Consider the following 2,926-nt stretch of genomic DNA (forward strand, 5'->3'; position numbering starts at 1 on the left):
CCGCGAGGTGGCGCCGGCCGAGCGCGCCGAAGCCTACGCCGACAACTTCCCGCTGTACATCAAAAAGGGCGTCGACAACGAGCTGCTGGACGAAAAGCTGCTGCAGTTCGACCTGAAGAAGCTGGGCGGGGCCCTCAAGGCCGAGCGCGACCTGAAGTTCGACTACCTCGGCCTGCAGACGCTGTACGACCGCTACTTCCAGCACGTGCGCAAGACCCGCATCGAGCTGCCCCAGGCGTTCTTCATGCGCGTGGCCATGGGCCTGTCGCTCAACGAGATCGACCGCGAAGCCCGTGCCATCGAGTTCTACGAAGTGCTGTCCAGCTTCGACTTCATGTCGTCGACGCCGACGCTGTTCAACGCCGGCACCCTGCGCTCGCAGCTGTCGTCGTGCTACCTGACCACCGTGCCGGACGACCTCGACGGCATCTACGAGTCGATCAAGGAAAACGCGCTGCTGTCGAAATTCGCCGGCGGCCTGGGCAACGACTGGACCCGGGTGCGGGCGCTGGGCTCCCACATCAAGGGCACCAACGGTGAATCCCAGGGCGTGGTGCCGTTCCTGAAGGTGGTCAACGACACCGCCGTGGCGGTCAACCAGGGCGGCAAGCGCAAGGGCGCCGTCTGCGCCTACCTGGAAACCTGGCACCTGGACGCCGAGGAATTCCTGGAGCTGCGCAAGAACACCGGCGACGACCGCCGCCGCACCCACGACATGAACACGGCCAACTGGATCCCCGACCTGTTCATGCGCCGGGTGATGGAAAAGGGCGAGTGGACGCTGTTCTCCCCCTCGTCCGTGCCGGACCTGCACGACCTGTTCGGCGCCGCGTTCGAGAAGGCCTACGTCGCCTACGAAGAGAAGGCCAGGCGCGGCGAGATCAAGCCGAGCAAGACCGTCCAGGCCACCGACATGTGGCGCAAGATGCTCTCGATGCTGTTCGAGACCGGCCATCCCTGGATCACCTTCAAGGATGCCTGCAACGTGCGCTCGCCCCAGCAGCACGCCGGCGTCGTCCACTCGTCGAATCTCTGCACCGAGATCACGCTGAACACCAGCGACACCGAAACGGCGGTCTGCAACCTCGGCTCGGTCAACCTGCTGCAGCACCTGAAGGCCGGCACCACTGCGGGAAGCCAGGTGCTGGACCACGACAAGCTCAAGCGCACCATCACCACGGCGATGCGGATGCTCGACAACGTGATCGACATCAACTACTACGCCGTCAAGAAGGCGCGCGACTCCAACCTGCGGCACCGCCCGGTCGGGCTGGGCATCATGGGCTTCCAGGATGCGCTGTACGAGCTGCGCATCCCCTACGCCTCCAGGGAAGCGGTGGAGTTCGCCGACAACTCGATGGAAGCGGTCTGCTACCACGCCTACTGGGCCTCGACCGAGCTGGCCCGCGAGCGCGGCAAGTACTCCAGCTACAAGGGCTCGCTCTGGGACAAGGGCGTGCTGCCCCTGGACACGCTGGACATGCTGGCCCAGGCCCGCGGCGAACACTACGTGGACGTCGACCGTTCGGTCACCCTGGACTGGGACGCGCTGCGCGCCAAGATCGCCGCCGACGGCATGCGCAACTCCAACTGCGTGGCGATCGCCCCGACGGCAACCATCTCCAACATCATCGGCGTGGACGCCTCGATCGAGCCGTGCTTTGGCAACCTCTCGGTCAAGTCCAACCTGTCGGGCGAATTCACCATCATCAACCACTACCTGGTGCGCGACTTGAAGCGCCTGGGCCTGTGGGACGACGTGATGGTCATGGACCTGAAGCACTTCGACGGCTCGCTGCGGCCGATCGACCGCGTGCCGCAGGAAGTCAAGGCGCTCTACGCCACCGCCTTCGAAGTCGAACCGGTGTGGCTGGTGGAAGCCGCCGCCCGCCGCCAGAAATGGATCGACCAGGCGCAGTCGCTCAACATCTACATGGCCGGCGCCTCCGGCAAGAAGCTGGACGAGACCTACAAGCTGGCCTGGCTGCGCGGCCTGAAGACCACCTACTACCTGCGCACCAGCAGCGCCACCGCGGCGGAAAAATCCACTGTGCAATCGGGCCGGCTGAACGCGGTGTCGAACGGCGCATCCGGCGGCCTGGGCGGTTCGGGCGCGACGCACATGTCGGCACTCGATGCAGCCGCGGCAGCGGCGCGCGCGCAGATGGAAGCGGCGCAATCGGTGCCGGCCACCGACATCAGGTTTTGCGGCGTCGACGATCCGACCTGCGAAGCGTGCCAGTGATCGCGTCAAAGAAATGAAGAGGTGTCGGTGTTCTCCGACAGAACGCCGATGCAATTGAGCAACAAAATGCGCCCGTGATGTGAACGAACACTTTGTTTTGTGCATCCGGGCTCACATAATCCGAGCACTGGAAAACCTATGTTGACCTGGGACGACGAAGTCAAGCCCACACCGTCAAATTCTGCGAGCGACGGTTCGCCCGCGAACCGCGAGGCGGACCTTCCGCTCTCGCACATGCAAGCTCCGATTCAGCAACCGGCGCTGCGCGCCCCCGACGATGTGACGATCGCACCGATCGCGCCGGCTGGTGCCGCCGCGCCGGCGCAGCCGGCCGTTGCGCGTCGCGTCAGCGCCGCCGACAAGCGCATCATCAACGGCCACACCGACGTCAACCAGCTCGTCCCCTTCAAGTACAAGTGGGCCTGGGACAAGTACCTGGCCTCCTGCGCCAACCACTGGATGCCGCAGGAAGTGAACATGAACCGCGACATCGCCCTGTGGAAGGACCCGAACGGTCTGACCGAGGACGAGCGCCGCATCGTCAAGCGCAACCTCGGCTTCTTCGTGACCGCGGACTCGCTGGCCGCCAACAACATCGTGCTGGGCACCTACCGCCACATCACGGCGCCCGAAGCCCGCCAGTTCCTATTGCGGCAGGCGTTCGAGGAAGCGATCCACACC

2 protein-coding genes are annotated in these 2,926 nt (G+C 64.9%); both read left to right on the top strand.

Translation table 11 applies throughout. The annotated features are described in order from the left end of the window. On the top strand, positions 1–2,245 hold a 2,245-nt coding region (locus JWP65_RS12060; RefSeq protein ID WP_299764008.1), incomplete at its 5' end, for a ribonucleoside-diphosphate reductase subunit alpha. 138 nt (positions 2,246–2,383) lie between these two features. Next, the coding region (locus JWP65_RS12065; protein ID WP_299764010.1) for a ribonucleotide-diphosphate reductase subunit beta at positions 2,384–2,926 on the top strand (543 nt) is incomplete at its 3' end.

The sequence above is a fragment of the Ramlibacter sp. genome, from assembly GCF_028292805.1.
Classification (GTDB): Bacteria; Pseudomonadota; Gammaproteobacteria; order Burkholderiales; family Burkholderiaceae_C; genus Ramlibacter.